The sequence below is a fragment of the Aquihabitans sp. McL0605 genome (assembly GCF_049993875.1).
GTDB lineage: Bacteria > Actinomycetota > Acidimicrobiia > Acidimicrobiales > Iamiaceae > Aquihabitans.
Window position 1 is genome coordinate 4,693,789 of record NZ_CP188252.1, and the last position, 22,775, is coordinate 4,716,563.

The 22,775-nt window shown below is 71.9% G+C and carries 26 protein-coding genes; 21 read left to right on the forward strand and 5 right to left on the reverse strand.

The genetic code is table 11. The annotated features are described in order from the left end of the window. Nucleotides 1-9: 9 nt before the first annotated feature. The gene (locus ACPPVX_RS21815) at nucleotides 10-654 is read right to left on the reverse strand and encodes an ankyrin repeat domain-containing protein (RefSeq protein WP_426572690.1); all 645 of its coding nucleotides are present in this window, start codon (nucleotides 652-654) and stop codon (nucleotides 10-12) included. Nucleotides 655-754: 100 nt separating this feature from the next. Between ACPPVX_RS21815 and npdG the strand changes: the two genes are divergently transcribed. From npdG to ACPPVX_RS21890, 15 genes are all read left to right on the forward strand, one after another. Next, nucleotides 755-1,462 carry an NADPH-dependent F420 reductase gene (gene npdG / locus ACPPVX_RS21820; RefSeq protein ID WP_426572691.1) on the forward strand — a complete coding sequence of 236 codons (708 nt, stop codon included), beginning with the start codon at nucleotides 755-757 and terminating at the stop codon, nucleotides 1,460-1,462. Then, nucleotides 1,455-2,615: a cysteine--tRNA ligase gene (locus ACPPVX_RS21825; protein WP_426572692.1), complete on the forward strand. Its 1,161-nt coding sequence runs from the start codon at nucleotides 1,455-1,457 to the stop codon at nucleotides 2,613-2,615. The genes npdG and ACPPVX_RS21825 overlap by 8 nt, the downstream gene beginning before the upstream one ends. 51 nt (nucleotides 2,616-2,666) lie before the next feature. Further along, a complete protein-coding gene (locus ACPPVX_RS21830) occupies nucleotides 2,667-3,614 on the forward strand; it encodes a lysophospholipid acyltransferase family protein (RefSeq protein WP_426572693.1) in 948 nt (315 codons plus the stop codon). 24 nt (nucleotides 3,615-3,638) lie between these two features. After that, on the forward strand, nucleotides 3,639-5,654 hold the full coding sequence (thrS, locus tag ACPPVX_RS21835) for a threonine--tRNA ligase (protein WP_426572694.1): 2,016 nt from the start codon (nucleotides 3,639-3,641) through the stop codon (nucleotides 5,652-5,654). Beyond that, the gene (locus tag ACPPVX_RS21840) at nucleotides 5,651-6,205 is read left to right on the forward strand and encodes an HIT family protein (protein ID WP_426572695.1); all 555 of its coding nucleotides are present in this window, start codon (nucleotides 5,651-5,653) and stop codon (nucleotides 6,203-6,205) included. Before thrS ends, ACPPVX_RS21840 begins: the two co-directional genes overlap by 4 nt. Before the next feature lie 55 nt (nucleotides 6,206-6,260). After that, nucleotides 6,261-6,854, forward strand: a complete 594-nt coding sequence (locus ACPPVX_RS21845) for a hypothetical protein (protein ID WP_426572696.1) — start codon at nucleotides 6,261-6,263, stop codon at nucleotides 6,852-6,854. A gap of 135 nt (nucleotides 6,855-6,989) precedes the next feature. Then, nucleotides 6,990-7,691 (forward strand): CDP-alcohol phosphatidyltransferase family protein, encoded by a 702-nt coding sequence (locus ACPPVX_RS21850; RefSeq protein ID WP_426572697.1) that lies wholly within the window; start codon nucleotides 6,990-6,992, stop codon nucleotides 7,689-7,691. 7 nt (nucleotides 7,692-7,698) lie between these two features. Next, complete coding sequence (locus ACPPVX_RS21855) at nucleotides 7,699-8,595, forward strand: phosphatidylinositol mannoside acyltransferase (protein WP_426572698.1); 897 nt, start codon at nucleotides 7,699-7,701, stop codon at nucleotides 8,593-8,595. 2 nt (nucleotides 8,596-8,597) lie between these two features. Further along, entirely contained in the window at nucleotides 8,598-9,722 is a 1,125-nt protein-coding gene (locus ACPPVX_RS21860; protein ID WP_426572699.1) for a glycosyltransferase family 4 protein, read from the forward strand. A 10-nt stretch (nucleotides 9,723-9,732) separates the two neighbouring features. Further along, the gene (locus ACPPVX_RS21865) at nucleotides 9,733-10,284 is read left to right on the forward strand and encodes a LemA family protein (RefSeq protein ID WP_426572700.1); all 552 of its coding nucleotides are present in this window, start codon (nucleotides 9,733-9,735) and stop codon (nucleotides 10,282-10,284) included. Between the two features lie 13 nt (nucleotides 10,285-10,297). After that, nucleotides 10,298-11,206: a M48 family metallopeptidase gene (locus ACPPVX_RS21870; RefSeq protein ID WP_426572701.1), complete on the forward strand. Its 909-nt coding sequence runs from the start codon at nucleotides 10,298-10,300 to the stop codon at nucleotides 11,204-11,206. Nucleotides 11,207-11,309: 103 nt separating this feature from the next. Next, nucleotides 11,310-12,434 carry a DUF3048 domain-containing protein gene (locus tag ACPPVX_RS21875; RefSeq protein ID WP_426572702.1) on the forward strand — a complete coding sequence of 375 codons (1,125 nt, stop codon included), beginning with the start codon at nucleotides 11,310-11,312 and terminating at the stop codon, nucleotides 12,432-12,434. 65 nt (nucleotides 12,435-12,499) lie between these two features. Further along, nucleotides 12,500-13,411 (forward strand): pyridoxal 5'-phosphate synthase lyase subunit PdxS, encoded by a 912-nt coding sequence (gene pdxS / locus ACPPVX_RS21880; RefSeq protein ID WP_426572703.1) that lies wholly within the window; start codon nucleotides 12,500-12,502, stop codon nucleotides 13,409-13,411. 2 nt (nucleotides 13,412-13,413) lie between these two features. Beyond that, nucleotides 13,414-13,980 carry a pyridoxal 5'-phosphate synthase glutaminase subunit PdxT gene (pdxT, locus tag ACPPVX_RS21885; protein ID WP_426572704.1) on the forward strand — a complete coding sequence of 189 codons (567 nt, stop codon included), beginning with the start codon at nucleotides 13,414-13,416 and terminating at the stop codon, nucleotides 13,978-13,980. Between the two features lie 168 nt (nucleotides 13,981-14,148). Then, entirely contained in the window at nucleotides 14,149-14,895 is a 747-nt protein-coding gene (locus ACPPVX_RS21890) for a YebC/PmpR family DNA-binding transcriptional regulator (RefSeq protein ID WP_426572705.1), read from the forward strand. A gap of 12 nt (nucleotides 14,896-14,907) precedes the next feature. On the opposite strand, the gene ACPPVX_RS21895 is transcribed toward ACPPVX_RS21890, so the two are convergent. Beyond that, the gene (locus tag ACPPVX_RS21895) at nucleotides 14,908-15,915 is read right to left on the reverse strand and encodes an aldo/keto reductase (RefSeq protein WP_426572706.1); all 1,008 of its coding nucleotides are present in this window, start codon (nucleotides 15,913-15,915) and stop codon (nucleotides 14,908-14,910) included. A 70-nt stretch (nucleotides 15,916-15,985) separates the two neighbouring features. Here ACPPVX_RS21895 and ACPPVX_RS21900 point away from each other — a divergent pair, with 70 nt between their 5' ends. The 3 genes from ACPPVX_RS21900 to ACPPVX_RS21910 are packed head-to-tail and all read left to right on the forward strand — an operon-like array spanning nucleotide 15,986 to nucleotide 17,599. Further along, nucleotides 15,986-16,465 carry a peroxiredoxin gene (locus ACPPVX_RS21900; RefSeq protein ID WP_426572707.1) on the forward strand — a complete coding sequence of 160 codons (480 nt, stop codon included), beginning with the start codon at nucleotides 15,986-15,988 and terminating at the stop codon, nucleotides 16,463-16,465. Nucleotides 16,466-16,475: 10 nt separating this feature from the next. Continuing rightward, nucleotides 16,476-16,952 carry a hypothetical protein gene (locus ACPPVX_RS21905; RefSeq protein WP_426572708.1) on the forward strand — a complete coding sequence of 159 codons (477 nt, stop codon included), beginning with the start codon at nucleotides 16,476-16,478 and terminating at the stop codon, nucleotides 16,950-16,952. Beyond that, nucleotides 16,949-17,599, forward strand: coding sequence for a hypothetical protein (locus tag ACPPVX_RS21910; RefSeq protein WP_426572709.1), 651 nt, complete (start codon nucleotides 16,949-16,951; stop codon nucleotides 17,597-17,599). Before ACPPVX_RS21905 ends, ACPPVX_RS21910 begins: the two co-directional genes overlap by 4 nt. Before the next feature lie 46 nt (nucleotides 17,600-17,645). On the opposite strand, the gene ACPPVX_RS21915 is transcribed toward ACPPVX_RS21910, so the two are convergent. Genes ACPPVX_RS21915 through ACPPVX_RS21925 form a run of 3 tightly spaced genes read right to left on the reverse strand, consistent with a single transcriptional unit; the run spans nucleotide 17,646 to nucleotide 20,466 of the window. Further along, entirely contained in the window at nucleotides 17,646-18,452 is an 807-nt protein-coding gene (locus ACPPVX_RS21915; RefSeq protein WP_426572710.1) for a hypothetical protein, read from the reverse strand. Nucleotides 18,453-18,478: 26 nt separating this feature from the next. Continuing rightward, entirely contained in the window at nucleotides 18,479-19,372 is an 894-nt protein-coding gene (locus ACPPVX_RS21920) for an ABC transporter permease subunit (RefSeq protein ID WP_426572711.1), read from the reverse strand. Beyond that, nucleotides 19,369-20,466: an ABC transporter ATP-binding protein gene (locus ACPPVX_RS21925; RefSeq protein WP_426572712.1), complete on the reverse strand. Its 1,098-nt coding sequence runs from the start codon at nucleotides 20,464-20,466 to the stop codon at nucleotides 19,369-19,371. The genes ACPPVX_RS21920 and ACPPVX_RS21925 overlap by 4 nt, the downstream gene beginning before the upstream one ends. 141 nt (nucleotides 20,467-20,607) lie before the next feature. Between ACPPVX_RS21925 and ruvC the strand changes: the two genes are divergently transcribed. From ruvC to ruvB, 3 genes are read left to right on the forward strand one after another with little or no spacing between them, the layout of a single operon-like run. Further along, nucleotides 20,608-21,114, forward strand: a complete 507-nt coding sequence (gene ruvC / locus ACPPVX_RS21930) for a crossover junction endodeoxyribonuclease RuvC (protein WP_426572713.1) — start codon at nucleotides 20,608-20,610, stop codon at nucleotides 21,112-21,114. Further along, nucleotides 21,111-21,722 (forward strand): Holliday junction branch migration protein RuvA, encoded by a 612-nt coding sequence (gene ruvA, locus ACPPVX_RS21935; RefSeq protein WP_426572714.1) that lies wholly within the window; start codon nucleotides 21,111-21,113, stop codon nucleotides 21,720-21,722. The genes ruvC and ruvA overlap by 4 nt, the downstream gene beginning before the upstream one ends. After that, nucleotides 21,722-22,765 (forward strand): Holliday junction branch migration DNA helicase RuvB, encoded by a 1,044-nt coding sequence (gene ruvB, locus ACPPVX_RS21940; protein WP_426575070.1) that lies wholly within the window; start codon nucleotides 21,722-21,724, stop codon nucleotides 22,763-22,765. Before ruvA ends, ruvB begins: the two co-directional genes overlap by 1 nt. The last annotated feature ends 10 nt before the right edge of the window (nucleotides 22,766-22,775 follow it).

Consider the following 22,775-nt stretch of genomic DNA (forward strand, 5'->3'; position numbering starts at 1 on the left):
CCCGAGGGGTCAGGTGGTGGGGAGGAGGGCGAGGACGTCGGGGTCGGTGGCGAGGTCTCGGGGGGTGCGGCCGTCGTCGGTGGCGGCCCGGGGGTCGGCGCCGCGATCGAGGAGGAGGCGGACCATCGGCGCGTCGTTGCGGTGGGCGGCCGAGTGGAGCGGGCGGATGCCGCCGGCCTGGACCGCTTCGATGTCGGCGCCGCGGTCGAGCAGCAGGTGGGCGATGACCGCATGGCCGCCCGCGGCAGCGCTGTGGAGCGGCCGCAGGTTGGTGCCGTTGGCCGCCATCCGCTCGGGATCGGCGTTCTTGGCGAGGAGGAGCTCGGCTGCCTTCGGGTGGCCGAACCAGGCCGCCAGGTGCAGGGCGGTGAACCCGTCGCCGGCCACGGCCTTGGGCAGGTCGGGGTCGATGTCGATCAGCTCGCGCAGCCGGTCGACGTCGCCCAGCGCGGCGGCGTCGAACGCGTCGGGACGGGCGCCGAGGAGCTCGAGCCGCTGGGCCAGATCGGCGTGGCCGGCGTAGGCCGCGGCGCGCAGCGGGGTGATCCCGTCGCGGCTCGCGTCGGCGAGCGACGGCTCGGCCCGCAGGATCCGCTCGATCACGATGGCGTCTCCATCGGTGATCGCCGAGAACAGTTGGTCAGTGGTGGTCAAGGGTCCCCTTCCCAGATGGCCGAAGGCTAGGCCAATCGAGCTGACGGCTCGTCAGGTGGACATTTGCCCTGGCAGCAGCGCGGCCTCGTAGGGTGTCGCCGTGCAGATCGGCATCCTCGGAGGAACCGGACCGGCCGGGAGCGCGCTCGCGGCCCGCCTGGCATCAGTCGGCTACGAGACCATCATCGGGTCCCGGTCCAAGTACCGGGCCATGGAGACGGTCGACAAGCTCCAGGCGGAGTGGGGCGGACGGGAGCTCGGCATCGTCGCCGGTGACAACCTGGCCGCCGCCTCGGCCGATGTCGTGGTGATCGCCACGCCGTGGGACGGCGCCTACGGCACCGCCACCTCCGTCGCCGATCAGCTCGAGGGCAAGGTCGTCATCTGCATGGCCAACGCCCTCACCCGCATCGGCAAGGAGTTCCAGCCGCTGGTCCCGCCTCGGGGCTCGGTGGCCGCCAGCGTGCAGGCCGCGGTGCCGCACTGCATGGTCGCCGCCGGCTTCCACCACGTGCCGGCCAAGGAGCTGGGCGACCTCGACCACCCCATCGAGTCCGACGTGCTGATCTGCTCCGATCACCCTCGGGCCACCGAGGTCACCTCGCAGATCGTCTCGAGCATCCCGAACCTCCGTCCGCTCGACGCCGGCGGCCTCTCGCAGGCCACCCCCATCGAGTCGTTCACGGCGGTCCTGCTCCAGCTGAACGTGCACTACAAGACCCGGGTGGCGGTCAAGTTCACCGGCATCCCGGAGCTCGTCGCGGCGGCGCCCGAGCCCGAGGCCGAGGCCGACGACTCCGGTGCCTGAGACCACCGACGTGCCGGCCGTGTCGTCCCCGATGCGCCTCTACGACACGGCTCGCCAGGCCATCGTGCCCTTCGAGCCGGGTCCGCTCGTCACCATGTACACGTGCGGCATCACGCCCTACGACGCCACGCACTTCGGCCACGCGGCCACCTACCTGACCTACGACGTGCTGCAGCGCCGCCTGCGCGACCGGGGCCACGAGACCCGCTGCGTGCGCAACATCACCGACGTCGACGACGACCTGCTGCGCAAGGCCCGCGAGCTCGGCGTCCACTACCTCGACCTGGCGGCCGGCGAGATCGCCCGCTTCGACGCCGACATCGAGGCGCTCGAGATGCTCCCCAGCTTCAGCGAGCCCCGCGCCACTTCGGCCATCGCCGACATCCGGGGCTTCATCGGCATGGTGCTCGACCGGGGCCACGCCTACGAGGCCGGCGGCTCCGTGTACTTCGACGTCGGCAGCTGGAAGACCTTCGGCGAGATCAGCCACTACTCGCGCGACGAGATGCTGGCGTTCGCGGCCGAGCGCGGCGGCAACGTCGACGATCCCAACAAGCGAGACCCGCTCGACTTCGTCCTGTGGCAGCCGTCGGCGCCCGACGAGCCGTTCTGGGAGTCGCTGTGGGGCCCCGGCCGACCGGGCTGGCACATCGAGTGCTCCGCCCTCGCCCTCCGCGAGCTGGGCACCACCATCGACCTCCACGGCGGCGGCAGCGACCTGATCTTCCCGCACCACGAGTGCGAGTCGGCGCAGTCGGAGGCCGCCACCGGCGAGCCGTTCGTCCGCCACTGGATGCACCAGGCCATGGTCCGCATGGACGGCGAGAAGATGTCGAAGTCGCTCGGGAACCTGGTGTTCGTGAGCGAGCTCCGCAAGGAGTGGGACACCCGCGCCATCCGCCTCGCGGCGCTGGCCCACCACTACCGCACCCCGTGGGAGTGGAACGACCAGATCATGCCGACGGCTGCGACCCGGCTGAAGGGCTGGCTCGTCGCCGGCCAGGGCGATGGCGGGCTCGGCGAGGCCCGGGCCGCGCTCGACGACGACCTCGACACCCCGGCTGCCATCGCGGCCATCGACCAGGCTGCTGCGGCCGGTCACGGGGTCAGCGCGGCCGCCGCGCTCCTCGGCGTCGACCTGTCCCGTTCCTGACCTGGACGGACCGGCGCGGCGACCCCTGCCGGTGGGGCATGATCAAGGGCGATGGCCACGGACGAGGTCGGCAAGCTCTATCCGGTCGCCAAGGCGATCCTGACCCCCCTGTTCCGCGCGGGCTGGAGGTTTGACCTGCAGGGCCTCGAGAACATCCCGGCGTCGGGCGGAGCGATCCTCTGCCCCAACCACACCTCGGTCCTCGACTCGTTCTTCGTGCCGGCGCTGCTCCCACGGCGCGTCAGCTACGTGGGCAAGGCCGAGTACATGGACGACTGGAAGACCCGCAAGCTCTTCCCGGCGCTCGGCATGATCCCCATCGATCGGGAGGGGGGCGACGCCGGCGAGCGCGCCCTCGCCACGGCCCAGCGCCTGCTCGAGCAGGGCCAGCTGTTCGGCATCTACCCCGAGGGCACCCGCAGCCGAGACGGACGGCTCTACCGCGGCCACACCGGCCCGGCCCGCCTCGCCCTGCGCACGGGGGCCCCGATCATCCCGATCGGCATCACCGGCGCCCGTGAGGTGATGCCACCGGAGGCCAAGTTCCCCACGCTGCGCCTGCCGGTCACCATCCGGTTCGGCAAGCCCATCACGGTCGACCGCTACCAGGACCGGGGCCAGGACCGCATGGTGCTGCGCCAGATCATCGACGAGGTCATGTACGAGATCCGCGAGCTCTCGGGCCAGGAGTACGTCGACGAGTACGCCAACAAGAAGAAGCACGCCGCCGCGCCTGCTCCTGCCGAGGCGACGCCTGCGCCGGCCGCGCCCGATGCCGGGACCGCGGCGGCCGAGGCGCCGACGGCCGTGAACGGATCGGCGCCCGTGGGGGCGAACGGCTCGTCGAACGGGCACGGCGCGGTCGCGGAGCCGGCGGCTGCCCCGGGCGCCGAGCCCGCAGGGGAGAGCCGGCCCGACGACAGCGCGTTCGTCGAGAGCACCACGCCACGGTCCTCGGCCGATGCGCTCAAGCGGCCGATTCGCCGTTCTCCCGTCTGAGGGCGCTCGCCTACGCTCGCCCCCATGTCCGACATCACGATCAAGCTGCCCGACGGAAGCGCGCGAGAGGTTCCCGTCGGCACCACCGTGGGCGGGCTCGCGGCGGCCATCGCCCGGGGCCTGGCCAAGAAGGCCGTGATCGGGTCGGTCAACGGCACCGAGCGAGACCTCAACTGGGAGCTGGCCGACGGGGACGCCGTGGCCATCATCACGGCCGACTCGGAGCGAGGGCTGTTCACGATCCGCCACTCCACCACGCACGTGATGGCCCAGGCCGTGCTCGACCTGTTCCCCGGGGCCACGTTCGCCATCGGCCCGCCGGTCGAGAACGGCTTCTACTACGACTTCGAGCTGCCTCCCGGCCCCGACGGGAAGCCCGGCACCTTCGTGCCCGAAGACCTCGAGCGCATCGAGGCGCGCATGCGCGAGATCCTCGCCGAGTCGCAGCCGTTCGTGCGCGACGAGCTCACCAGCGAGCGCGCCCGCGAGGTGTTCGCCGGTCACCGCTTCAAGCTCGAGATCATCGACGGCGAGGCCGACGACCCCACCTCGGCCACCGAGTCGGGCCTGGTGCGCACCTACGAGAACCCGCCGGCCACGCCATCGGCCCACCCGCCGTTCGTGGGCTACCCCGGCTTCATCGACCTGTGCCGCGGCCCCCACGTGCCCAGCACCAAGACGTTCCTCGGCCACTTCAAGCTGATGCGCGTGGCAGGTGCCTACTGGCGCGGCGACGAGAAGAACCCGATGCTCCAGCGCATCTACGGCACGGCCTGGGCCACCAAGCAGGAGCTCGACGACCACCTCACCCAGCTGGAGGAGGCCGCCAAGCGCGACCACCGCCGCCTGGCCACCGACCTCGACCTGCTGAGCTTCCCCGAGGAGCTCGGCGGCGGCCTGGCGGTCTGGCACCCCAGGGGCGGCATCGTCCGCAAGCTCATGGAGGACTACTCGCGCGACCGTCACGCCAAGGGCGGCTACGAGTTCGTGTACACGCCCAACATCGCCAACGGAAAGCTGTTCGAAGCCTCTGGCCACCTCGGCTTCTACAAGGACGGGATGTACCCGCCCATGGAGATGGACAACGGCGAGTACTACCCCAAGCCCATGAACTGCCCGGGGCACAACCTCATCTTCGGCGCCCGCCAGCGCTCCTACCGGGAGCTCCCGCTGCGCCTGTTCGAGCTGGGCACGGTCTACCGCTACGAGAAGTCCGGCACCCTGCACGGCCTCATGCGCATCCGGGGCTTCACGCAGGACGACAGCCACATCTACTGCACGCCCGAGCAGGCCCACGACGAGATCCGCAGCCTCCTCGGCTTCGTGCTGTCGGTCCTGCGCGCCTTCGGGTTCGACGAGTTCGAAGCCAGCCTCTCCACCCGCCCGGCCAAGGCCGAGACGGTGGGAACCGACGAGGGCTGGGCCTCGGCCACCGAGAACCTGCGGGCCGCACTCGAGGCCGAGGGCCTCGACTACGAGGTCGACGAGGGCGGCGGCGCCTTCTACGGCCCGAAGATCGACGTGAAGGTCCGCGACGCCATCGGCCGCACCTGGCAGCTGTCCACCATCCAGTACGACTTCAACATGGCCGAGCGCATGGGCCTCGAGTACGTGGGCGACGATGGCGCCCGCCACACGCCGGTCATGCTCCACCGGGCCCTGTTCGGCTCGATCGAGCGCTTCTTCGGCGTGCTCCTCGAGCACTACGCCGGGGCCTTCCCGGCCTGGCTCGCCCCGGTGCAGGTCCGGGTGCTGCCCGTCCGCGACGATCACCACGCCTACGCCCAGGAGGTGGTCGACGAGCTGACCTCGCTCGGCCTGCGGGCCGACGTCGTCGACGCCAGCGAGAAGCTCGGCAACCGCATCCGCAAGGCCAAGAACGAGAAGCTGCCGTACGTGCTCGTGGTCGGCGACGACGACGTGTCGGCCCGCACCGTCGGCGTCAACCCCCGCGGCGGCGAGGTCGAGCGCGGCGTGTCGGTCGACGCGTTCGCCCAGCGGCTCGTCGACGAGGTCGACGACCAGTCCCACATCTCGTGACCACCGCAGCCGAAGCAGGCGGCGGTCCGTCGCCTGCCCTGGCCCGGCTCTGGGCGGGCTGGCGGTCGAGCTACATCACCCGCATCACGAACGACCACGCCGAGGTCCGCCCCGACGACGCCGGCCGCTCGCTCTTCGAGCGCATCTTGCACTCGGGCCTCCCCGACGACGAGACGTACATCGTGTGGCGGGGGAGCGGCTGCTTCGCCGTGCTCAACGCCTTCCCGTACGGCTCGGGCCACCTGATGGTGCTCCCCAACGCGGCCGCCGCCGACCTGGGCGACCTCGCCCCCGAGGTGGCGGCCGAGCTGTGGGTCGGCGTGCAGGCCGGCGTGGCCGCCATCCGCGCCGCCTACGCACCCGACGGGGTCAACGTGGGGATCAACCTCGGCGCCGGTGCCGGCGCCGGGATCCCCGATCACCTGCACGTCCACTGCCTGCCCCGGTGGAGCGGCGACACCAACTTCATCACCACCGTGGGGGAGACCCGGGTGCTCAACGAGCCGCTCGCCGTCAGCTGGACCAAGATCACCGACGCCTGGCCCTCCTGACGCCCACCGCCCGGGGGTTGGAGGGCGGGGGAGGCGTGCCGCTACCGTCGGGCCCATGGTCGACGACGAGCAGGCGCCCGCTCCCGACGAGGTGGTCGGCGATGCCGAGGTCGGCGATGCGGCGGTCGATGCCCCCGTGGTCGGCGACGCCGAGGTGCGCGACGCGCTCCCCGAGGACCTCAACGTGTCGGAGTTCGTCGGGCCCTACGTCTTCCCGAACAACAACCGCCGCCGGGTCCCGGGCTACCTCTACCTCCTGATCGGTGTCGCCTGCATCATCACCTGGCTCGTCGGCGGGTCCGACGGGGTGCTGGTCAACGTGGGCTTCCTCGCCGCCGGCATCAGCCTCATCCTCATCGGCGCCTACCACCTGCTGGCCGGGTGGAACCTCGACGTCGACGAGCGCGACGCGCTGGTGGCGGCCACGGAGCGGGTGGCGTTCCCGGTGGGCCACGCGTCGGCTCAGCTCGGCTGGCGCGGCCTGGCCAGCCGTCCGACGTGGCGGATCCTGCTGTACTCGGCCGAGAACCCGCCCACCCGACGGGGCCTGGTCCTCGTCGATGGCGTCGACGGCGAGATCGTGGCGAGCTTCACCGAGGACAACCCCGAGGACTGGAGCGACCTCGACGGGTCGCTCGGAACGGGCTGATTGCTCCTACGCTGTTGTGGGTAGGGGACGAGTGCGGCGCCGGGTCTGATCCATCAGACCTACCCGTACATCGACCGAAGTGCTAACTTCTGCAAGCACCGAGACCGTCCTGGTCCCACCGAGGAGACAATCCCCATGTTCGACGGCCGATTCCGCGCCGAGGCCGAGCGCACGCTGAAGCCCGTCGGGGCCCAGATCAAGCGCACCGGCATCACTGCGGATCACCTCACCCTGACCGGCATCGCCATGGCGGCGGCCGCGGCCATCGCCATCGGCAACGGCGCGCTGCGCCTCGGCCTGGTCCTGCTCATCCTCACGGCCCTGCCCGACGTGCTCGACGGCGCAGTGGCCAAGGCCTCCGGCACCGCATCGCCGCGCGGCGCGTTCTTCGACTCCGTGGCCGACCGCTTCACCGACGCCCTGCTGCTGCTGGGCGTCGCCTGGTACCTCTCCACCACGCAGCCCGGGCGCCTGGCGCTGCTGCCGATGGCCGTGCTCGGCGCCTCCATGCTGATCTCCTACGAGCGGGCCAAGGCCGAGGCCCTGGGCTACAACGCCAAGGGCGGGATCATGGAGCGGGCCGAGCGCCTGATCGCGCTCGGGTTCGGCCTGCTGTTCAACCAGCTGCTGGTCCCGATCCTGTGGGTGATGCTCGCCCTCACGCTGGTCACCGCCGGCCAGCGCTTCGTCAAGGTCTGGAAGCAGGCCAGCAACGACGTGCCCACGCGGCCCACCATCCGCGAGCGCACCCGCACGCGCCGCCAGACCGACCGTCGCGTGGCTCGCTCGACCGAGCGCCAGGTGCGGCGCCGCTCGCAGCTCCGCCCTCCTCGCTGACCCCACCGTGCTGCCCGACAAGAGCTACGCGGCGTACCGCGTCGGCAGCGCGATCGCGCGGCTGCTGCCCTCTCCGGTGCTGGGCCCCTTCGGCGAAGGCGCCGGCTGGGTGGCCGCGCGGGTCATGGACGGCCGGCGCGAGATGGTGGAGCGCCACCAGCTCCGCGTCCGCCCCGACCTCACGCCCGCCGAGCTGAACCGTGCCGTCGACCAGGTCTTCGCCTCGTACTCCGACTACTGGATCGAGTCGTTCCGCCTGCCGGGCACGCCGGCCTCGGTCCTCGAGGCGCGCATGCACACCGAGGGCTTCGAGCACGTCCGCGCTGCGTACGACGCCGGCCACGGCGTCATCACGGCCATGCCCCACCTGGGCGCGTGGGAGTGGGCTGCGTTCTGGCTGACGGCGTGCCAGCACATCGACGTCACCACCGTGGTCGAGCCCATCGAGCCGCCCGAGCTGGCCTCCTGGTTCGTCGACCTCCGCGAGCAGCTGGGCATGGAGATCGTGCCGCTCGGACCCGACTCGGGCGCCCGCGTGGCCAGGGCGCTGAGCGCCGGCCGCCTGCTGTCGCTGGTGTGCGACCGAGACATCGCCGGCACCGGCATCGAGGTCGAGTTCTTCGGCGAGCGCACCACGCTGCCCGCGGGGCCGGCCACGCTCGCCCTGCGCTCGGGTGCACCGCTCATGGCCGCCACCTGCTACTTCGACGGCGACACCCACCGCGGCGTCGTGCGCCCGCCCATCGACACCACCCGCCAGGGCAAGCTGCGCGAAGACGTGGCCCGGGTCACCCAGGTGCTGGCCCACGAGCTCGAGGAGCTGATCCGGCTCGCACCCGAGCAGTGGCACCTGCTGCAGCCCAACTGGCCCAGCGACCACGCCCTCCACGAGAAGAGCACCTAGCGGTGCGCATCGGGATGGTCTGCCCGTACAGCATCAGCGTGCCGGGCGGGGTCCAGGAGCAGGTGCTCGGCCTGTCGCGCTCGCTGCGCGCCAAGGGCCACCCCACGCGCATCCTGGCGCCGTCCGACGGTCCGCCTCCAGATGGCTGGGTCACGCCGCTCGGCAACTCGATCCCCACGGCCGCCAACGGCTCGGTGGCGCCCATCGCCCCCGACCCGTCGGCGCAGCTCCGGCTGATCCGCGCCGTGCGCGACGAGGGCTTCGACGTCCTCCACCTCCACGAGCCGATGGTCCCGGGTGCGTGCATGACCGCCGCGCTGATCAAGCCCACGCCGCTCGTCGGCACGTTCCACGCCGCCGGCACCAGCGCGTCGTACCAGTACCTGTCGCCGGCGCTGCGGTGGCTGGCCGGGCGCCTCGACGTGCGGGTGGTGGTGTCGGCCGAGGCCGAGGCCCTGGCGGTCGATCACATCGGCGGCACCTACGAGCACCTGTTCAACGGCATCGAGATCGATCGGTTCGCCGACGCAGAGCCGTGGCCCACCGAGGGCCGCACCCTGTTCTTCCTCGGCCGCCACGAGCCCCGAAAGGGCCTCGACGTGCTGCTGGCGGCGCTACCGCTCCTCCCCGCCGACATCACCGTGTGGATCGGTTCCGACGGCCCCGACACCGAGCGGCTCCGCGTCCGCCATGCCGGCGACCCGCGGATCCACTGGCTCGGCCGCCTCTCCGACGAGGAGAAGCGCCGCCGTCTCAAGGCCGCCGACATCTTCTGCGCGCCGTCGCTGCGCGGCGAGTCGTTCGGCGTGGTGCTGCTGGAGGCGATGGCCGCCGGCGCCGCCATCGTCGCCTCCGATCTGAGCGGCTACCGCCTCGTCGCCCGCCCCGACCTCGATGGCCTGCTCGTGGCCCCGGGCGACCCCCAGGCGCTGGCCGACGCCCTGAACCTCGTGCTCGCCGATCCGGTCCGTCGCGCCGAGCTGGTGACAAGTGCCACGGAACGGGCGACGTCGTTCTCGATGGACCAGCTCGCGGACCACTACCTGGCCCTCTACGAGCGCGTCTGCAGCCCCGCACCGCAGCCGCGCGGGTGGAAGCGATCCCGATCGGCGGGCCGTAGGCCGTAGGGTGTCGCCCGTGGCTGTCCTCGTGGTCCTCATCGTCCTGGTCATCGTCGTCGGGCTGATCTTCGTCGTCCTGTACAACGGCCTCGTCGCGCTCAAGAACAAGGTCGAGGCGGCCTGGGCCCAGATCGACGTGCAGCTCACCCGGCGCTCCGAGCTGATCCCCAACCTCGTCGAGACGGTCAAGGGCTACGCCGCCCACGAGAAGGACACGCTCGACGCCGTCATCCGGGCCCGCAACGCGGCCCAGTCGGCCAGCGGCCCGCAAGAGGCGGCCGCCGCCGACAACATGCTGACCGGTGCCCTCAAGAGCGTGTTCGCCCTCTCGGAGGCGTACCCGGACCTCAAGGCCAACACGAACTTCCTCGCCCTCCAGGAGGAGCTCACGGCCACCGAGGACAAGATCGCCTACGCGCGGCAGTTCTACAACGACACCGTGAACAAGTACAACACCAAGATCCAGACGCTTCCGTCCAACGTCATCGCCGGGATGCTCAACTACGCCCCCCGCGAGTACTTCGAAGCCGCAGGCGAGGCCCGGGGCCCCGTCTCCGTGCAGTTCTGAACACGCTGACCTCGTGTACGACCAGGTAAAGCAGAACAAGCGGCGCTCCGCCGCGATCGTGGTGGCCTTCGTGCTGTTCACGACGCTGGTGATCGCCGTGATCCTGTGGCTGCTCAACTTCGGCTTCGTCGGCGTCGCCATCGCGGCGGTCGTGGCCATCGCCTCGGCCTGGGCCGCGTACTGGAAGTCCGACGTCATCGCCCTCAAGATGAGCCGCGCCGTCCCCGCCGACGAGCACACCTACGCCCGGCTCCACAACCTGGTCGAGGGGCTGTGCATCGCCTCGGGGCTGCCCAAGCCGCGGATCTACATCGTCGACGACCCGGCGCCCAACGCCTTCGCCACCGGCCGCAACCCCAAGCACGCCGCCATCGCGGTCACCACCGGCCTGCTCGACATGATGACCCGGGTGGAGCTCGAGGGCGTCTTGGCCCACGAGCTGAGCCACATCAAGAACGACGACATCTTGGTCTCCACCCTCGCCGTCACCATGGTGGGCATCGTCACCCTCGCCGCCGACATCAGCGTGCGGATGATGTGGTGGAACGGCGGACGACGCGGGCGAGACAGCGACCGCGACGGCGGCGCCGCCCCCTTCCTGGCCATCTTCGGCATCGCCATCTTGGTGCTGTCGCCGTTGCTGGCCAAGCTCATGCAGATGGCGGTCAGCCGTTCGCGTGAGTCCCTGGCCGACGTGTCGGCCATCGAGATGACCCGGTACCCACCGGGCCTCATCTCGGCGCTCGAGAAGCTGCGTGACGACACCACCGTCGTCCACTCGGCCTCCCGGGCCACCGCCCACCTCTGGATCGAGGCGCCCGTCGCCCGAGACGAGGAGGAGGGTCGGATGTCGAAGTGGAACAAGCTCTTCGACACCCACCCACCGCTGGAGGAGCGCATCGCCGCCCTCCAGGAGCTCTAGCGGCTCCAGCTCGGAGCGCCCTGCGCTCCGCCCCCAGGCGCTCCATCGCGCCTGGTCCACCCCCATCCACCCCTGACGGCGGTCGAGGAAGAAGGCTTTCCCCATGTCCCGTTTGTCCCAGCTCTGGTCCGGGCTCTCGCCCAACGCACGGCGCGGCGTCGTCGGCGGAGGCGTCGGCGTGCTCGCCATCGGCCTGGTCGCCACCATGGCCCTCGGAGGCGGCGAGAAGTCCGCCGCCAAGCCCCAGCCCACCACCAGCACGACGGCGTCGAGCACCTCCACGAGCACCAGCACCAGCACCACGGCGCCCGCCACCGGCCCCGTCGCGCCCCTGACCGGGCTGCCCGCCGATGCCAACCTGATCAAGCGCCCCGCCCTGGCCGTGAAGATCGACAACCTCGACAACCCGAGCCAGTCGGCGGTGCCCCAGACGGGCCTGCCCCAGACCGACGTGGTCTACGAGGAGATCGTCGAGGGCGACATCACCCGCCTGGTCGGCATCTTCCAGTCGCAGCAGCCGGGCAAGGTCGGACCGGTCCGGTCGGCCCGCACCACCGACGTCGAGCTCCTCCCGATCCTCGGGCGCCCGCTGCTCGCCTGGTCGGGTGGCAACGGCGGCGTCGTCGCCGCCGTGGCGGCCAGCCCCTACATCATCAACGTCGGTGCCGATGCCGTGCCGAGCGCCTTCTCCCGCGACTACAGCCGCAAGGCCCCGCACAACCTGTACGCCGCCACCGATCAGCTGTGGGCCAAGGCACCCGCCGGCACCCCGGCCCCGGCCCCGCTGTTCTCGTACCGCAAGCCGGGGCAGGCCAACCCGTCCACCGGCACCTCGGCGCAGGGCGTCGACATCGTGTGGGGGAGCGGCATGGCCGGCACCCCCGCCTCGTGGCGCTGGGACCCCAAGGCCCGCGCCTACGTCCGCAACCAGCGCAACCGGCCCCACCTCGACGCCAGCGGCGCCCAGCTCACCGCCAAGAACGTGGTGGTCCAGGTGACCGAGTACGGCCAGAGCCCGGCCGACCTCCGCTCGCCCGAGGCCCACACCGTCGGGTCCGGTGAGGTGTTCGTGTTCACCAACGGTGCCGTCATCCACGGCACCTGGAACCGGCCCGACATCGCCAAGCCGGCCACGCTCACCGACGACAAGGGCGCCCCGATCCTGCTCACGCCCGGCAACACCTGGGTCGAGCTGCCCAAGGCCGGCGGCACCACGGTCGTCCCGTAGGCCAGGTGGCGGGCGGCCCGGCAACCGGCTTCGGGTTCTCGTGGGTGCTTCTCTAGACTGACGACATGTCCGAGTCGCCCGCCTCCTCGTCCAGCACCACCCCCGCCACCGGCACGCAGCTGGTGAAGCGAGGACTCGCCGAGATGCTCAAGGGCGGCGTCATCATGGACGTGGTCGACCCCGACCAGGCCAAGATCGCCGAAGACGCCGGGGCCGTGGCGGTCATGGCCCTCGAGCGGGTGCCGTCGGACATCCGCCGAGACGGCGGCGTCGCCCGCATGTCCGACCCGGAGATGATCGAGGGCATCCAGGCCGTCTGCACCATCCCCGTCATGGCGAAGGCCCGCATCGGCCACTTCGTCGAGGCGCAGATCCTCGAGGCGCTCGGCGTCGACTACATCGACGAGTCCGAGGTCCTCACCCCGGCCGACGAGGCCCACCACATCGACAAGTGGGCCTTCACGGTGCCGTTCGTGTGCGGCGCCACCAACCTGGGCGAGGCCCTCCGCCGCATCTCCGAAGGTGCGTGCATGATCCGCTCGAAGGGCGAGGCCGGCACCGGCAACGTGGTCGAGGCCGTCCGCCACCTGCGGTCGATCCTGGGCGACATCCGTAAGATCACCCAGGCCGACGGCCCGGAGCTGTTCGAGTGGGCCAAGCGCCTCCAGGCCCCGCTGCCGCTGGTCCAGGAGATCCACCAGACCGGCAAGCTCCCGGTGCCGCTGTTCTGCGCCGGCGGCCTGGCCACCCCGGCCGACGCCGCCCTCGCCATGCAGCTCGGCGCCGAGTCGGTGTTCGTCGGCTCGGGCATCTTCAAGTCCGACAACCCCTCGCTGCGGGCCAAGGCTATCGTCGAGGCCACCACCCACTTCAACGACCCGGCCATCCTGGCCAAGGTCAGCCGTGGGCTCGGTGCGGCCATCCCGGGCCTCGAGATCTCCAAGCTCGAGACCACCTACGCCGACCGCGGCTGGTAGCCGTGAAGGTCGGCCTCCTCGCCCTCCAGGGCGCCATCGGTCCCCACGCCGACGCGCTCCGGGAGCTGGGTGCCGTGCCCGTCGAGGTGCGCACGCCGGCCCAGCTGGCCGACGTCGATGCGCTGATCATCCCTGGCGGCGAGTCCACCACCATCTCCAAGCTGCTCGACACGTCGGGCCTGGCCCAGCCGCTGCGCGACCGCCTGGCCGCGGGCCTGCCCACGTTCGGCACCTGCGCCGGGATGATCGTGCTGGCCCGCACGGTCCTCGACGGCCGCGCCGACCAGAACTCCTACGACGCCATCGACATCACCGTGCGCCGCAACGCCTTCGGCCGCCAGGTCGACTCGTTCGAAGCCGACCTCGCCGTCGACGGCCTCGATGCCCCGCTCCACGCGGTGTTCATCCGGGCCCCGTTCGTCGAGCAGGTGGGCGACGGCGTGGACGTGCTGGCGGCGGTGGACGGGCATCCCGTGCTGTGCCGCCAGGGCGCCGTGCTGGTGTCGGCGTTCCACCCCGAGCTCACCGCCGACCGCCGCCTGCACGAGCTGTTCCTGACGCTCGTCTGACCGTCGCCCGGTCGAACTTCTCGCGATCGTGGCGGCAGGTCCACCGACTCCACGAAAACTTCGTGGGGTGGGAGCCGGTGGGAGAAATGGCGTAGAAACGGGTCGTCAGGCGGCCGCTGGGTCCGCCAGCACGAACGATCGAACGAACGAACTCGACGAGGAGATCGCATGTCCGGGCATTCCAAGTGGGCCACGATCAAGCACAAGAAGGGCGCCACCGACGCCAAGCGGGCCAAGGTGTTCGCCAAGCTGATCCGCCAGGTCGAGGTGGCCGCGCGCGAGGGCGGCCCCGACCCCGACATGAACCCCTCGCTGCGCACGATGTTCCAGAAGGCGCGTGACTCGTCGGTGCCGCTCGACACCATCAAGCAGGCCATCAAGCGGGCCACCGGTGGTCTCGAGGGCGTCAACTACGAGCAGATCACCTACGAGGGCTACGCCCCCGGCGGCGTGGCGCTGCTGATCGAGGTGCTCACCGACAACCGCAACCGCTCGGGCTCCGACATCCGCTCGGCGTTCTCGAAGCGCGGCGGCTCCATGGCCGAGCCGGGCGCCGTGGCCTGGCAGTTCGACCGCAAGGGCGTCATGACGCTCGACGGCGCCATCGACGAGGACGCCCTCATGGAGGCCGCCATCGAGGCCGGCGCCGAGGACATCGTCAAGGAGGGCGACCTCTGGCGCGTCACCACCGATCCCCACGACCTCCACGCCGTGCGCGCCGCCCTCGAAGAGGGTGGGTTCAAGGTGGAGTCGGGCGATCTGGCGATGGTCGCCCAGAACCTCGTCGCCATCGAGGACAGCGGGTCGGCCAAGAAGGTGCTCGACCTGATCGATGCGCTCGAGGACCTCGACGACGTCCAGGACGTCTACGGCAACTTCGACATCTCCGACGAGATCCTCGCCACCCTCGAGTAGCGGTCCGGCCGCTCAGTCGGCCTGGGCGGGGGTGTCGCGGTTGGTCCACCCGGTGGCGGGGTCGTACCGCGGGGCGTTCACCAGCTCGGCGGCGGAGTCCAGCGCGCTGAGGTCGGCGGGGGTGAGCTGCACCGAGGCGCCCCCGGCGTTGTCCTCGAGGTAGGCCACGCGCTTGGTGCCGGGGATCGGGATGATGTCGTCGCCCTGGGCCAGGATCCAGGCCAGCGCCACCTGCCCGGGCGTGGCGCCGTAGCCGTCGGCCACCGAGCGCACCAGGTCGGCGACCGCCTGGTTGGCATCGAGCTGGTCGGCGGCGAAGCGAGGGTTGCGTCGGCGGAAGTCGTTGTCGGCGAGCTGGTCGAGCGAGGTGATGGTGCCGGTGAGGTAGCCGCGGCCGAGCGGGCTGTAGGGGACCAGGCCGACGCCGAGCTCCCGGCACGTGTCAATGATGTCGCCTTCGATGTCGCGGCTCCACAGGGAGTACTCGGTCTGGAGGGCAGCGATCGGGTGCACGGCGACGGCCCGACGGACCGTGTCGGCGGAGGCCTCGGACAGCCCCAGGTGGCGGACCTTCCCGGCGGTGACCAGCTCGGCCATGGCGCCGACGGTCTCCTCGATCGGGATCTGACCCGACGGGCGGTGCAGGTAGTACAGGTCGACGTGGTCGGTGCCGAGCCGGGCGAGCGAACCGTCGATCGAGCGGTTCACGTGCTCCGGAGAGCCGTCGACCCCCAGCAGGGTGGGGGAGTCGGGGTCGTACACGAGGCCGAACTTGGTGGCGAGCACCACCTCGTCGCGCCGGGCGGCGATGGCGCGTCCCACGACCTCCTCGCTGGTGTGCGGCCCGTAGATGTCGGCCGTGTCGAGCAGGGTGACGCCCAGGTCGAGGGCGCGGCCGATCACCTCGTCCGGGTCGGTGCCGTCGAACCCGCCGTAGATGGGGCTGAAGCTCATGCAGCCGAGACCGATGGCGCCGGCCGAGAGGCCGGAGCGTCCGAGGGTGCGGGTGGGAAGGGTCATGGGCGTGACGATAGGGCGCTCCCTGGAAGACCGTCGCGTCGGAGCGCGACTCGCGACCTAGGGTCGGGCCATGGCAGTCACCGCCGGAGATCCGGCGCCCCCGTTCTCGCTGCCGGGCGTCCACGACGGCGCCCGGCGCACCTACACGCTCAGCGAGTTCGCGGGCCGGCCCGTGGTGCTGATCTTCTACCCGGGCGACAACACGCCCGTGTGCACCCGCCAGCTCAACAGCTACACCGACGACATCGACCAGTTCCTGTCCCTCGATGCGCAGCTGCTGGCCGTGAGCCCCGAAGACCTCGACAGCCACCAGGGGTTCGCGGACCACCAGGGCGGGTTCGCCTTCCCGCTGCTCGCCGACGTCGACAAGGAGCTGGCCACGGCCTACGGCGTCCTCGGTCCGGTGGGCTTCTACCGGCGCTGCGTGTTCGTGATCGACGGCAACGGCCGCCTCGCCTACGTGCACCGGGGCTATGCCGGCTCCACGTTCCGCACCACCGACGAACTGGTCGAGGCCATCCGCCAGGCCCGCTCCGCGGCGCTGGATTAGCTTCCCGACGATGATCACGGCGGAACGGCGGGCGGTCCTGGCGCTCCTCACGGCCCTGGGCGCGCTGGCGGCTGCGGCCTCGGGAGCGAGCGAGTACGCCCGCGTCGGCGTCCCGGGCGTCGGGCTGGTGCGCCGCTCCCTGGTGGGCGCCACCGGCAACGGCCTGCTCGGCTCGCTGTTCCTCGTCGGGGCGATCGCCATCGTCGTGACCGACCGGAGCGGCACCACCCGCCCGAGCACCACCCGCCTGGCGACGGCGGTCGTCGTCGCCGTGACCGGCACGGTGTTCGCCATCGCCCACCTCGACCTGGCGGTCGAGCTGGCCGCGTCGACCGGCATGTTCGAGCAGGCCGGCGCCGACAGCTCGTACCGCGCCACCCGCGCCGCGGTGACGCTCCAGGCGGTCGCCATCGCCGCGGTGTGCGCCGGCGTCGTCATCGCCGCGATCCGTCTGCTCATCACTCGCCGAGAAGGGGTCCGATCGTGACCGATCCGTCCGTCGCCACCACCGTGCCGCTCGCCGCCGCGCCCGGCCACGCGGTCGAACCGTGGCAGGCGCGCCTCGAGGCGCTCGGCGCGCTGCTGGTCGTCGTCGCCGCCGTGGGGGTGGTCTCGGCGCTCGTCATCGCCCACGAGCAATCCGGTCGGTTCGGATCGGGCGCGGGGACCACCGACTGGATCTGGGTCGGCCAGCAGGCCGGTCAGCAGGTCGGCCTCCTCGGCGCCGGCACCGTGCTGGTGGCCCTCCTCCTGGTCACCTTGGGACCGGGTCGGTCGATCAGCCGGATGGGCGTCGCCACCCTGCAGGCGGTGGTCGTGGTCGGCCTTGTCGTGGCCGGGCTGGTCGGGTTCGCTGCGGTCAGCCTCGCCGCCAACCTGCCCGACAAGGCCCGGGCCGCCAACATGATGGGGAGCGCGCTGGGCCTCGGTGCCCGCCTGGGGCTGGCATCGGTGCTCGCGGCCGGCGCGGTCCTGGCCGGCTACGTCGCCTGGTGCGCGTTCTCCACGCTGGGCGAGGCCCGCGACGTGGGTGACGAGCCCGAGCCCGCCGGCACGTGGAACCCCGACGTGGGGGGCCAGGGCGACGGACCGCAGATCCCGCTCGGCGGCTGGGGCCCGCCGCCTCAGGCCTGACGGGCTCCGATCCGAGCCGACCCGCGCCGGTCGAGCCGCCGGCCGGTCAGGTGGCCGGGCCGTTCAGCAGGTCCGGGGGCGGCGGCACCTCGAGCGGGAGCCCGGCCACCAGGGCGTCGACCACCATGCGGGCGTTCGCCTCGGGGGTGGCGCCCGGCTCGCTGATCTGCGCGAGCAGCTGGCCCAGCGCGTCGACCGCCTCGGAGATCGCGTCGATGACGGCTCGGCGGAACTCGGCGCGGATGCGGCGGCGGGCCACCAGGGCGCCGACCGCCGCCACCGGGCGGGCGAGGGACCGGCCGCGGGCATCGACGCGGACGTCCCAGCGCCAGCGGCCGTCGGGCGCGACGGCGATGGCCACGGCCGCCTCGGCCGCAGCCCACCGGTGCAGCAGCGTGGCTTCGACCTGGGGGACAGGCCGATCGACGAGGCCGAGGTCGATCTCGACGGTGATGTCGACGGGACCGCTCAGCTCGATGGTCAGGGTGCGGGGCTCGATCCCCGGGACCAGGCTGGCCAGGACCGTCGTCTTCAGGCCCACCTCGCGGCCTCGGAGCTGCACGAGCTCGGCGGAGTCGGCGAGGAGCTCGATGTCGGTGAGGGTGACGCGCTGCTGGACCTTGCCCTCGTGCTCCCACGTGTGGCGGCCCACCAGCTGGTAGGTGGTGCCGGGGTGGGGATGGGTGCCCCTCAGGACGCGGAGCCCGGCGCGGCGCGGCGGCCCGGGCCGGGGCAGGACGCCGTCGGCGTCGATGTCCAGCGATCGGTGCTGGTCGAGCAGCAGCGGGATGGCGGCCGCGAGCGTGGCGACGTCGACGGGGGGTGTGGTGGTCTCGTCGCGGAGGTGGATCACGGGTGACGGGCTAGCAGAGCCAGGGGTCAGACGCCGTCGTTGACGCCGAGCAGGCGCGACCGGCTCACGGCCCGCATGCCGCGCGACAGGCCGATGATGGCCAGCACCCAGGCGATCAGGCCGATGAACAGCCCGGCGGACGAGGCGCCGAACAGCGCCCCGGTGCTCTGGCTGTACGCGATGGCGATCATCGGCAGCGTGACGAGGCCGGCGGCCTGCTGCGCCGCGGCGGTGCTCTTCACCCGGGCCGACAGGCGCAGGACGATCGAGAGGGTGAGGGCCAGGAACGGCGGGACCACCCACAGCATCAGGGTCCACCACGAGCTGGTGGGGAAGAACCAGCCGCCCACCTCGGGGCCGACGAGCAGGTTCACGATGATCGAGTACACCCCGAACCCGATGAGGGTGGTGGCGTACCCGGGCACGAGGCTGGCGATCAGCTTGCCGAGGTAGATCTCCTTCTCGTGGGCAGGGGAGTGGGCGAGGAACTCCCCGGTGCCCCGTTCGCGCTCGCCGACGATGGTCGACGCGCCGATCGCGGTGGAGATGGTCAGCGGCACCACGATCGCGATGGGCGCCAGGAGGAAGACGGCGAGCGCGTACGCGGTCTTGCCCTCGGGAGACTGACCTTGGATCTGCTCCTGGGCGGCGGGCGGCAGGACCTTGAGGGTCTGCGACATCTGGTTCACCACCGACACATCGCCGATCTTGGTGATCGTCAGCAGCAGCACGGTGGGGATGATGAGGAAGAAGATGGCGCCGAGGAACACCATCGGCATCCAGAAGCCCTTGTCCTCGAGCAGCTGGCGCATGTCGGACCGGGCGACGATCTTGACCCGGTGCCAGCTCAGGTCGAGCCAGCCGTTGCGGGGCGCGGCAGGCGCGGACGCGCCGGGTGCGGGCGTGGAGGGGGCGGTCATCGGGATCCTTCCGAGCCGGGCCACCCGGTGAGGGCGGCGACCTGGCGGTTGCGATCGGTCAGGGGCGGGGCGTCGTCGGCTTCGGGGCCGGCGGTGTCGTCGCTGCTCAGCTGGCGGCCCCCGTCGGCGGCGATCGCCTTCTTGGTGCGCACGGCGAAGTAGAGGTCCTCGAGGGTCGGGCTGATCGGCTCGACCCGGGTCAGCCGGATGCCCGCGGCGGCCAGGGCCACGATCAGGTCCGGCACGCGGTGGTCGCCGTCGAGGTGGACGCGGATACGGTTCGGCTCGCTGTCGGGCTCGAGCTGGCGCACGCCCGGGATGGTCCGCAGCGGTTCGGGGTCGATCGGGGCCTCGGCGCCGACGAGCACGACGGTGCCGGGCCAGAACTGGCGGGTGAGGTCGATCGGCGTGCCGGAGATGAGGTCCTTGCCGTCCTCCATCACGATGACCTTGTCCGCCAGGCCCTCGGCCTCGAGCAGGAGGTGCGTGCACATCACGACGGTGCGGCCGTCGTCGGTCATCTCCCGGATCATGTCGAGCACGGCGTGGCTCGACTCCGGGTCGAGGCCCGAGGTGGGCTCGTCGAAGAGCAGCAGATCGGGCTCGTGGAGGATCGAGCGGGCGAGCGCCAGCCGGGTCTTCATGCCGGTCGAGAAGCCGCCGACGCGCTTGTCGAGCGCGTGCTCGATGCCGAAGCGGGCGGCCGCGTCGCGGATGCGGCGATCGATGTGGTCGCCGCGGCCGAGGCCGTAGAGCTCGGCGGAGTAGGCGAGGTTGGCGTGGCCGTCGAGGCGGTCGTACAGCGCCGGCTTGGCCGACACGACCCCGCAGCGGCGCCGGACCTCCTCGCCGTAGGCCGAGGGGTCGAGGCCGAAGGTCTTCACCACGCCGGCGTGCGGGTCGAGGGCCCCGGTGATCATGCGGATCGCCGTGGTCTTGCCGGCGCCGTTCGGGCCGAGCAGCACCGTGATCTGGTTGGCCGGGACGACGAGGTCGAGCCCAGCGAGGGCGTCCACCTCGCCGAACCGGCGGCGGACGCCCTCGAGCTCGACGACGGGGGCGACCAGGGGCGCGGCGGTGGAGGTGTCGGTCACCCCTGCCCATCGGCCGGCCCGACCCGTTCTTGACCCCGCCGCAGGGGCTGCGTGGGCCACGATGGGGTCCTGGCACGGGGCCTCGGCCCTGGTGCCACCGGGTCCGCCTGCGATCCGACGGGTCTGGCTACAGTCGTACAGGTGTTCGTCGTCGGCATCGATCCCGGTCTCTCCCGTTGCGGCTACGGCGCGGTCCACAGCGGGCCCGGCGGCCTGCAGGCCCGCGCCATCGGCGTGATCCGCACGTCGCCCCAGGACCCGCTGCCCGAGCGGCTCGCCGAGCTGCAGGGCGAGCTCCGCGCCCTGTTCGCGGAGCTGCGGCCCGATGTGGTCGCGGTGGAGCGCATCTTCTTCCAGAACAACGTGCGCACCGCCATGTCGGTCGGCCAGGCCAGCGGCCTGGCCATGGCCGAGGCGGTGGCCGCCGGCTGCCAGGTCGCCCAGTACTCGCCCAACGAGGTGAAGCTCGCCGTCACCGGCGACGGCGCCGCCGACAAGCAGCAGGTGCAGGTGATGGTGCAGCGCCTGCTCGGGCTGGCCACCGCGCCCAAGCCGGCCGACGCTGCCGATGCGGCCGCGCTGGCGCTGTGCCACCTGGCGCACGCGCCCGTCCAGGCCCGGCTGGCCGCGGCGGGGGCCAAGCGGTGATCGGCTCCCTGCGCGGCACGCTGCTCGACCGGTCGCTCACCGGCGAGATCCTGATCGAGGTCAACGGGGTCGGGTACCGGGTGCAGGCCGGCCCGGCCACCTCGGCCCGGCTCGGCGATGTGGGGGCCGAGGTGTTCGCCTGGGTCCACCACCACGTCCGCGAGGATGCCGACACGCTGTACGGGTTCGCGTCGAAGGACGAGCGCGACGCGTTCGAGGCGCTGCTCGGCGCCCACGGCGTCGGGCCCGCCCTGGCCATGGCCATCTTGTCGGTCCACCCGCCGGTCAACCTGGCCCGCGTCCTGGCCGACGACGACGTCGCCGCCCTCTGCCTCGTTCCCGGCGTGGGCAAGAAGACCGCCCAGCGGCTGCTCATCGAGCTCAAGACCAAGCTCGACATCCCGTTGGGCGATGGTGCCCCCTCGGGCGGTGGGGCCATCGATGCTCCCGCCGGCAGCGCCATCGCCATCCGGGCCGACGTGCGCGGCGCCCTCGCCGAGCTCGGGTACCTGCCCGAGGAGATCGCCGAGGCCACCCGCGAGCTGCCCGAGGGCGACGCCGGCGTGCTGCTCAAGGAGGCGCTGCGGCGCCTCGCCGGAGCCCGCTGATCGTGCGCGAAGAGCTGCTCACCCCCGAGCCCCTCGAGCCCCAGGAGCTGTCCGACGAGGTCAGCCTCCGGCCGCGCACACTCGAAGACTTCGTGGGCCAGGCGGAGCTCAAGGAGCACCTGTCGATCATCTTGGAAGCGGCTCGCCTCCGGAACCAGGCGGCCGACCACCTCTTGTTCGCCGGTCCGCCGGGCCTGGGCAAGACCACCCTTGCGGGGATCGTCGCCACCGAGATGGACGCCGACATCCACATCACCTCGGGGCCGGCGCTCGAGCGGGGAGGAGACCTCGCGTCGATCCTCTCGCAGCTGTCCGAGGGCGACGTGCTCTTCATCGACGAGATCCACCGCCTGTCGCGCGCCGTCGAAGAGGTGCTGTACCCGGCCATCGAGGACTTCCAGCTCGACATCGTCCTGGGCAAGGGACCCGCGGCTCGCTCGATCCGCATGGACGTCCCGCGGTTCACGCTCGTGGGCGCCACCACCCGCACCGGCCTCATCACCGGGCCGCTGCGAGACCGGTTCGGCCTCGTGGCCCGGCTCGACTACTACGAGCCCGCCGACCTGGAGTCCATCGTCGTGCGGGCGGCCGGCATCCTCGAGGTGCCGGTCGACAGCGAGGGCTGCCGGGAGATCGCCCGGCGCGCCCGGGGCACCCCCCGCATCGCCAACCGGCTCCTGCGCCGGGTCCGAGACTTCGCCGAGGTGCGAGGCAACGGCGTCGTCGATGCCGCCGCCGCCCGGGCCGGCCTCAAGGTGTTCGGGGTCGACGAGCGCGGCCTCGACAAGGTCGACCGCGCCCTGCTCGCCGCGCTCTGCCAACGGTTCAACGGTGGCCCCGTCGGGTTGTCCACCCTGGCCATCAGCGTGTCCGAGCCCACCGAGACGGTCGAAGACGTGTACGAGCCGTTCCTGATCCGCGAGGGCATGCTCATGCGCACCCCGCGCGGGCGCGTGGCCATGCCCGCCGCGTGGGAGCACCTCGGCCTGGTGGCGCCGCCCTCGTCGCCCGACCAGGCCGCGCCCCCCGGCCTCTTCGGCTAGCTGGTCACCG

Coding starts and splice junctions, on each gene's coding strand:
- ACPPVX_RS21830 (WP_426572693.1), top strand. CDS start 2,667: ATGGCCACGGACGAGGTCGGCAAGCTCTATCCGGTCGCCAAGGCGATC.
- thrS (WP_426572694.1), top strand. CDS start 3,639: ATGTCCGACATCACGATCAAGCTGCCCGACGGAAGCGCGCGAGAGGTT.
- ACPPVX_RS21845 (WP_426572696.1), top strand. CDS start 6,261: ATGGTCGACGACGAGCAGGCGCCCGCTCCCGACGAGGTGGTCGGCGAT.
- ACPPVX_RS21850 (WP_426572697.1), top strand. CDS start 6,990: ATGTTCGACGGCCGATTCCGCGCCGAGGCCGAGCGCACGCTGAAGCCC.
- ACPPVX_RS21875 (WP_426572702.1), top strand. CDS start 11,310: ATGTCCCGTTTGTCCCAGCTCTGGTCCGGGCTCTCGCCCAACGCACGG.
- pdxS (WP_426572703.1), top strand. CDS start 12,500: ATGTCCGAGTCGCCCGCCTCCTCGTCCAGCACCACCCCCGCCACCGGC.
- ACPPVX_RS21890 (WP_426572705.1), top strand. CDS start 14,149: ATGTCCGGGCATTCCAAGTGGGCCACGATCAAGCACAAGAAGGGCGCC.
- ACPPVX_RS21895 (WP_426572706.1), bottom strand. CDS start 15,915: ATGACCCTTCCCACCCGCACCCTCGGACGCTCCGGCCTCTCGGCCGGC.
- ACPPVX_RS21900 (WP_426572707.1), top strand. CDS start 15,986: ATGGCAGTCACCGCCGGAGATCCGGCGCCCCCGTTCTCGCTGCCGGGC.
- ACPPVX_RS21905 (WP_426572708.1), top strand. CDS start 16,476: ATGATCACGGCGGAACGGCGGGCGGTCCTGGCGCTCCTCACGGCCCTG.
- ACPPVX_RS21920 (WP_426572711.1), bottom strand. CDS start 19,372: ATGACCGCCCCCTCCACGCCCGCACCCGGCGCGTCCGCGCCTGCCGCG.